This window comes from Bartonella sp. HY761, assembly GCF_026743145.1.
In the GTDB taxonomy this organism is placed as follows: Bacteria; Pseudomonadota; Alphaproteobacteria; order Rhizobiales; family Rhizobiaceae; genus HY038.
This window is the reverse complement of sequence record NZ_CP104892.1, coordinates 1-7646: the sequence shown is the minus strand read 5'-3', so window position 1 is coordinate 7646 and position 7646 is coordinate 1. Positions and strand designations below refer to the sequence as shown.

Annotated in this window: 7 protein-coding genes; 5 read left to right on the top strand and 2 right to left on the bottom strand. The window is 34.5% G+C overall.

What is annotated here, in order from left to right; all coding sequences use genetic code 11:
* Nucleotides 1–87 precede the first annotated feature (87 nt).
* The 5 genes from N6A79_RS15835 (at nucleotide 88) to N6A79_RS15815 (ending at nucleotide 5786) form a co-directional block, all read left to right on the top strand.
* Nucleotides 88–1602 carry a MobA/MobL family protein gene (locus tag N6A79_RS15835; protein WP_268547703.1) on the top strand — a complete coding sequence of 505 codons (1515 nt, stop codon included), beginning with the start codon at nucleotides 88–90 and terminating at the stop codon, nucleotides 1600–1602.
* Between the two features lie 209 nt (nucleotides 1603–1811).
* Nucleotides 1812–2666, top strand: coding sequence for a DNA adenine methylase (locus N6A79_RS15830; protein WP_263499712.1), 855 nt, complete (start codon nucleotides 1812–1814; stop codon nucleotides 2664–2666).
* 14 nt (nucleotides 2667–2680) lie between these two features.
* On the top strand, nucleotides 2681–3739 hold the full coding sequence (locus tag N6A79_RS15825) for a DNA adenine methylase (protein WP_263499711.1): 1059 nt from the start codon (nucleotides 2681–2683) through the stop codon (nucleotides 3737–3739).
* A 1-nt stretch (nucleotide 3740) separates the two neighbouring features.
* Nucleotides 3741–5156 carry a hypothetical protein gene (locus N6A79_RS15820; protein WP_263499717.1) on the top strand — a complete coding sequence of 472 codons (1416 nt, stop codon included), beginning with the start codon at nucleotides 3741–3743 and terminating at the stop codon, nucleotides 5154–5156.
* A 267-nt stretch (nucleotides 5157–5423) separates the two neighbouring features.
* Nucleotides 5424–5786, top strand: coding sequence for a hypothetical protein (locus tag N6A79_RS15815; protein ID WP_263499716.1), 363 nt, complete (start codon nucleotides 5424–5426; stop codon nucleotides 5784–5786).
* Here N6A79_RS15815 and N6A79_RS15810 read toward each other — a convergent pair.
* Together N6A79_RS15810 and N6A79_RS15805 are read right to left on the bottom strand one after the other, a co-directional pair.
* Complete coding sequence (locus N6A79_RS15810; RefSeq protein WP_263499715.1) at nucleotides 5779–6336, bottom strand: helix-turn-helix domain-containing protein; 558 nt, start codon at nucleotides 6334–6336, stop codon at nucleotides 5779–5781. The two genes, N6A79_RS15815 and N6A79_RS15810, sit on opposite strands and share 8 nt — an antisense overlap.
* A gap of 793 nt (nucleotides 6337–7129) precedes the next feature.
* The gene (locus N6A79_RS15805; RefSeq protein ID WP_263499714.1) at nucleotides 7130–7558 is read right to left on the bottom strand and encodes a conjugal transfer protein TraD; all 429 of its coding nucleotides are present in this window, start codon (nucleotides 7556–7558) and stop codon (nucleotides 7130–7132) included.
* Nucleotides 7559–7646: the final 88 nt, after the last annotated feature.

Genomic DNA, 7646 nt, shown 5'->3' with positions numbered 1-7646 from the left:
AAGGCGCGCTTAGTTGTTTCTCTTGCAGAGAAACGCGCGTTCCCTTTGGGAATTTTGTCTAGTGGCTGTAGTGTAAGGATTGATGAAATGGCGATAGCGCGTCTTTCCATGAAAGTTGGTAAAACTGGAAAAGCTGCAGTTCATGCCGCCTATATTGCTCGTGAAGGTATCTATGCAAAACGCATTGAACGTGGTGAGCGATTGTTGGCTTCAGAACATGGCAATATGCCAGTTTGGGCAGAGGCTGAACCTAATCGCTTTTGGCTGGAGGCAGATGCTCATGAGCGAGCCAATGGTACAACCTACCGCGAAATGGAAATAGCTTTGCCGCGTGAGTTAAATGGTGATCAGCAGATTGAGCTTGTGCGCTCATGGGTTGAGCAAGAGATAGGCACGCGCCATGCTTATCAATGGGCAATTCATGTTCCCCTTGCAGCAGACGGTAAAGAACAGCCTCATGTTCATCTGATGTTCTCAGAGCGTCAAATTGACGGACTGCATCGTGATCCAGATCAGTATTTTAAGCGCTATAATAGAAAATCTCCTGAAAAAGGCGGTGCTAAAAAGGGATATGGTGAGCATGCAGGGCAAACATTAACTAGGGCAGAGCGTGCAGATGATTTAAAGAAATTACGCCATCGTTGGGAAATTGCCTGTAATGACGCTTTAACGCGTGTTGGAGAGCAAGTGCGTATTGATATGCGCTCCCTTAAGGATCAAGGCATAGATGAACAACCAGAGCGCAAATTATTACCGAGTGAATGGCGTAAGAGCGGTAAGGCACAAATTATAGAGTTTAGGGCGGCCAAGGCTGTATTAAGGGAAGCAACAGAGGGTTTAAAGGAGATTATTCCCTCTGTTGGTGCGGCCGTTGTTGAGTTACAGAGCGCAATGCGGCTGCAAAAAGCACGGCTAGAGGCGATTGATTATGTTAGATTAGCCGATTTTGCTCGTAAAAAGCTTGCTGATAGCGTTAGAGATGAATTTATAGGTAAATCCTTTGAAGCTATTGTTGAAGCTGTTAAACAGGTTGAAAAGAAAATATCCAAATATTGGAAAAAACTATCGGACTTAAAGGCACAAACAGAGGGCTTTGGTTCTGTTCGCATGGCTGATATTGATCGGTTTAGGGCTGAGAAGGCATTTACTGAGGCAAATAATAGTTTGGAGAGGTGGCGCTCACAGCATCGGTTTAAAACTGCACTTGGCATAGACAATAAGGAATTGTTTAAAAAAGCGGTTGATGCAGAAAAGCGATTTGAAGAAGCTGAGATCAAAGAACATCACATTAAGCAAAAATATGCGGCTGATCATTTAGAGGCTACACGTGGATTAGAGCTATCAAAGCAGCGAAAAGAAGCTTTAGAGGCTTTGATAGCTGAGCAGATTGATATTGATGCGGCCATTGCTGAGATTGCCCCTTTAAGCGTTGAGGGGCAACGCGATGGCGAGCGTAAGCGTATTGCGCAACTTGCATTAGAAGCCGAGCAGTTAAAACGGCAACAGCAACTTGAAGCGGATAAAAGGCGCGCGGAAAAGCGCAAAGCAAAACCTAAGCAAAAGTCAAAAAGCCGCGATGATGATTATGATATGGAATTGTGAGATTGTAAGTTTGCGTAAAACTAGGTTTAATCATCAAGAATGTTTGTAGAATGAAGCTTCATGATAGTATATTCGATTTTATGGTCGTTCCTTTTTGACCTTGAAATCTTCATGGAGAAAATTGGTATGTAGCAACGTAACATTTACCTTAAATAACACCAATACTTATAAAATTAGTCAGAAAAACTTTTAATGAATAGAGAAACTGTATGATAAAATCACCTTTGAATTATATAGGTGGTAAATATAAATTATTGCCTCAGATATTACCTCTTTTTCCTAAAAAAATTGGTACTTTTTTTGATGTTTTTGCAGGTGGATGTAATGTAGGGATGAATATTACTTCCCAAAATTTGATTTTAAATGATAATCTTACTTATTTAATTGATTTATATAGATTTTTACAAAAAAATACGGAAAAAGACATTTTGTTCTATATTGAAAATAGGATATTAAGTTTATCTTTATCACAAGTGAATGAAGTAGGATATTTAGAGTTACGGCGCCAATATAATGATAATAGACATCCATTAGATTTGTTTATTTTGTCAGCTTATTCATTTAATCATCAAATTAGATTTAATAACTCACATAAGTTTAATACACCATTTGGAAAAAAAAGAAGCTGCTTTAATGATACCATGAAAATTAATTTAATAAATTTTATTAAGGGGATTCAAAGAAATAATATTAAATTATTAAATTTATCGTTTGATCAGTTTAACTATAATCAATTATGTCAAGATGATTTAGTTTATTGTGATCCCCCCTATTTAATTACGACTGGTACATATAATGATGGTAAAAGGGGATTTTCAGGTTGGAATGAAATACAAGAGGTTAAGTTATTATGTTTGCTTAGTAATTTAGGTAAAAAAGGTATACGTTTTGCATTGTCTAACGTAATAGAGCACAAAGGTAAAAGTAATGACATTTTAAAAAAATGGTTATTTAGTGAGGGGTATAATATGTATGAATTAAATTATGGATATAAAAATTCGTCATATAATACAAAAGATCCCAATAAAGAGGGTAGTAAAGAAGTTTTAATTACTAATTATTAAGTGACAGAAATATAATGCGTTATATCGGAAATAAAGAAAACTTAGTTCAACCTATATATTCTGCAATGCAAAGTATGGGAATAAATGGAACCTCTTTTTTTGATGTTTTTTCAGGAACAACAAGTGTTGCAAAATTTTTTAAAAAATTAGGATATAAAATATTTAGTAGTGACTTAATGTATTATTCTTATGTACTCCAAAAGGCTTCTATAGAAAATAATAATGAACCTAAATTTATTAGTCTTTTACCACACTTAGGAAATATTGAAGTCTCTTCCTTATTTGCAACTCCACTACAAAAAGTATTAGAATATTTAAATAATATAACTCAAAAAAAAGGCTTTATATATAATAATTATACTCCAGAAGGTAGTTTTGATGCTATAATACCTAGAATGTACTATACAGGCGACAATGGTATTTTCATTGATAAGGTTCGCATTCAAATTGATGAATGGTTAAAAAATAAATTAATAAATGAATTTGAATTTTTCATTTTAATCGCAGCCTTAATTGAGACTGTTCCATTTTACGCTAATATCTCAGGTGTTTATGCTGCATTTCATAAAAAATGGGATAGCAGAGCTCTTAAAAAAATGTATCTCCGTGAACCTGAAATAATTATTAACTCTCATGAAAATACTGTCTTTCAAAAAGATTCTTTAAAGCTTTTAAATGAAGTTGAAGCTGATATCTTTTATTTAGATCCTCCTTATAATCAACGTCAATATGCACCGAATTATCATTTATTAGAAACAATCGCTAAATATGATGATCCAGAAATAAAAGGTATATCTGGTATTCGCGATTATTCAGAGCAAAAATCAAGGTTTTGCAATATAAAAACAGCATTAGATGATTTAGAAAAAATCGTAAAAAATGGAAAATATAAACATTTATTATTGAGTTATAACAATGAAGGTATAATGCCTGAAGCATCAATTCTTGAAATTTTAAATTATAAAGGTTCCAACGTAGAGATTTTTAATTTTGATTATCTACGATTTAAAAGTAATAATAAGGGAAAAAACAATAAATTTATTAAAGAACGCTTATATATATTGAGTAAGTAACATGAATAATTTGTGGATTTTAACTGAAGAGCGACCCAAAGCGAATGTTATCACAGCAATTTTTGAAAGATTTGCTAAAGAAAAAAAAATAGGTTTTTTTGCGGGTGCAATAAGAATTATACCTTTATTAAGTGAGGGAAATTTTTCATTTACTTATCAAGTTTTAGGTATAAATACACCAACAATAGAAAAAATTTTAATAAAAACAATATCAGGAAGCTCTAGCTTCGTTGATTATCTCGTTTATTTTCAAGAGCATGAACCTGTGCCAACGGATCAACCTTTATTTGCTATTGAAGAGACTAAAACAGATGATAGCGAAAGCCGTAATACGGGAGTTTATCAAAGGTGTACGAAATTTGTATATATTGATATGTTTTATCAAAATGTAAAAAAAATTATGCTATATTCGTTGCAAGTAGATGAAAGCGTAAGTCCAAGTGCGACTAATATTTTTGGTAATCGTTTATTATCAACTTATGGAGTTGAAATTTTAGGCAAGGTGGATAATCCAACAGTAAAGCTTCCATTTACATCCATTAACGAGTTAATAGATGCAAAGAATTCTATGCGTAGGCCACCTGCAGGCAATATACCAATTCTTATTCAAGATGAAGATGATGAGATCCAAATATCAGGAAGGTTATATAAAGCAGGCACATTATCTCACGATCCTAATATTGGTGCATTAAGTATAATTTCAGCAGTAATCAGAAAATTAGGATGTAACAAAAAAATAACGATAACTCAACATGGATTATCTCAAAAAAACATACCTCTTAGACGGCAGAATAAATTTATTCAAATATGCAATAAATTAAATATAAACCTTCAGGGGCTTAGTATACCTAAATACCAGCCAAACAAAAATGAATATTGGCATTTTGAAAAAAGCGGAGAAAAACTAGGTACAATATTTATCCATTTAGTAGTTGAAGCTTTTACTAAAGGTTATTCGATTTTTGAGAACCATGCGGGGTGTGAAAAAAGTTATTTTGTTAAAAGTGACGGTACGTTTATTCCTTTAAAGAAATATACAGATAGAGGATTGTATAAATCCGGAGATAAAACAGCGATTATCCATATACCTGATTTAATTTTAGTTGATATTGATAAACTTGAAATAATAAATATTGAGGGTAAAATATATAATAATCGTGAAGTAGGCATTCGAGAATTAGAAAATTACAATTTTATTGAACAAAATTATATTACCCCTTCATATCCAGAATATAAAATTATTCGTACTGTCGTATTATATGGTGGTACTAAAGAAAATAATGATGAATTAAATATTGAAATTGGTTTTCTTTTAAATGATAAAGGAAAAATGATACTTGGAATAAAAGCCCCATCATTATTTAAAGTTGCTCTACGTAACTTACTAGATTATTGGAAGTGTAATAATGATAGTTGATATATTTTCGTAATTTTATTTTTAAATAACGTTTTTAAGAAACCTAAATTTTGATAATGAATAGCCTGTCTTCTGTCATTTTATTTTATCAGAAAGCATTATTGAAATAGGTCTGACGATTTATGAATTTTATAGGTTTTGAGATTGGTGCAAAACTATGAAATAATTATTCATGTGTTTTAGGCTAAAAATCAAACAATAATTTTAATTTTATTTTTATGTTTATGTTGCACTATGACGCGTCAATTTTACAAAAGGTGAAGCGTCATGATTTACATTGGTGAAGCGGCTAAATTGGCTGGTGTAAGCAAATCAACTCTTCTTAGAGCTGTCAAAAAAGGTAAGGTTTCTGCATCACGCAATGATGCTGGTGCTTTTATGTTTGATCCATCTGAGTTGGCCCGTGTTTATTCTGGTGCGTCAGCGACGCAAGTCAAAGTAAAGCAGGTGGAGCGTCATGAAGTGGCTAGTGAAGTGTCTGATGCGTTAGTATTACAGTTGCGTCAGCAGCTTTCAGATATGCGCGAAGATAGAGATGCATGGAGAGAGCAAGCGCAACGATTAGTGTTGGCAGCCCCTACTACACATACAAGTTTTCTAAGTCGAATTTTTGGTAAATCTGCTAAATAATATCCTCTATATCCATTTGTTGCCCCGTAGCTGGGAGATCAGGTTCCATATCTGGTAAGCTAGGTTGGCTTGGCGGTGGCAGTCCATCGCCAAAAGGAATTTGCATTTCACCAATTTTCGGAAGTTTACGTAATGGCTTTTGATTTTCTAACTGATCCTTATCGGGCTGTTCATCACTAGAGATAATTACGTTAGCACTAAAAAGACTATAGCGGAGATTATCTCGTGGCTGCGTCCATGCCACTCTGTCATTAATTATGTAAGCGTTTGAAGTTCCTGTCCCTCCAATTCGCCTAACTTCAATCCAGTTTCCTTCGCTTAAAATAGTTACAGCTCGGCGAATTGTCATTACAGATACGCCTAAAAGTTTGGCTAATGTTGGATATGAGGCAACTACAGCATTATGTTCACCTACCTGTGCCGTTAAAACATGCATAAGCGCAGCAGCATAAGGCTTCTTCATCGTTAGTTGAGCCCATTCTTCGTGAACTTTAAGCTCTGTTTGGACAAAGTTGGGTTTTTTAGTTGTAGGTTTAGGCAATGTCGTCATGAACACCCCCCTGTTCTTATGGGATATTTTTATCACCTACTCAGTTACATTTTTTAACTGAGTAGTCAATAAATGTTTTTGACCCTGTTCTCCTAGGAGAACACACCCCTGTTCTCCTAGGAGAACACACCCCCCTCCGTAAGTAATTGATTTTATTGAGCTTCATATTTTGCCCTTTCTAATGATCTATATGAACGCGACGCGAAGCGTAAAAAATCGAGAACGCGCCATTAAAAAGCGCAGTAGTGATCGATTTTTTTAAGCAAGTCGGAGCGTCAAAAAAATAATTAGAGTTTTGCATAATCAGGTTTATCCATCAGGAGCATAGCGACTGTGGTTAAACTCGCGTAGTGACCCGAAGGGCTGATTGTGTAAAAACTAACTGCTTAACTGGATTTTCTTTTTTTGGTTCTTTTTTCTTTTAAGCTTTTTGCAGGAAAAGCTTCTTAGCTTTTAAAAGAAGTAAGCTAAGGACAATGCTTAAAATTCAGCGCCCCATAAAAGTTACAACTTTGACGCAGTAATTCGATAATTCTCGTGATTGTCGAGTGTAACGATGACAAGGTACATTTCCCGCTTCATTTACACTCAGAATTATTAGCGGCATAATGAGAAACTCATCTCAACGCACCCAAACAGTGTTTTTCTGGTTAGCTAAATTGATTATTTAACTTTTTTTTGACTTAGGAATAAAATGCTGTGGCGAATATTAATCTGAATATAGGTTTAAATCGTCACAGATGATCGCTGAGAGTTTTTATGGGTAAGAAGTAAGAAATCTAGCTTGGAAAATCTATCCCTTCTTCTCGGCTAATATTTGCTCGCCTTTAATCTTCCATTCTTGCCATCGTTCTTCTGCAATTTTTGATGAGGCTAGTGTTGCAAGTGCACCAAGAAGTTCAGCCCGATCTCTAAATGGCTTTCCAGTTTTACCATCAACAAGGCCGCTTAAGACTAATAGCCCTGCAGATTGATACATTTCACGGTCTCTTAATTTTCGTTCATTTTTCTTCTCAGTATTTAAAATTCTAGCAGCATCTGCTCTAGCCTTTATTGCGCGCTCGGCAGCTTTTTCTGCACGGACAATGGCGGCTATCTTTTTTTCATCATCTGAGGTTTTTTCCGACTTATCTATGAGGAGCAATAGAAGCTTTTGTTGTTCATTTAGGTTTTTAATTCCGCGCAAATAATCAATTCGAGACTTTAGCCATTTATCCTGCATTGCTTATCCTTGATGAGATATTGAAATAAACCAAATTATAGCATAATAATATTTTAGATAAAGCCGATTAAAAAGTCCTTTGTTAGAA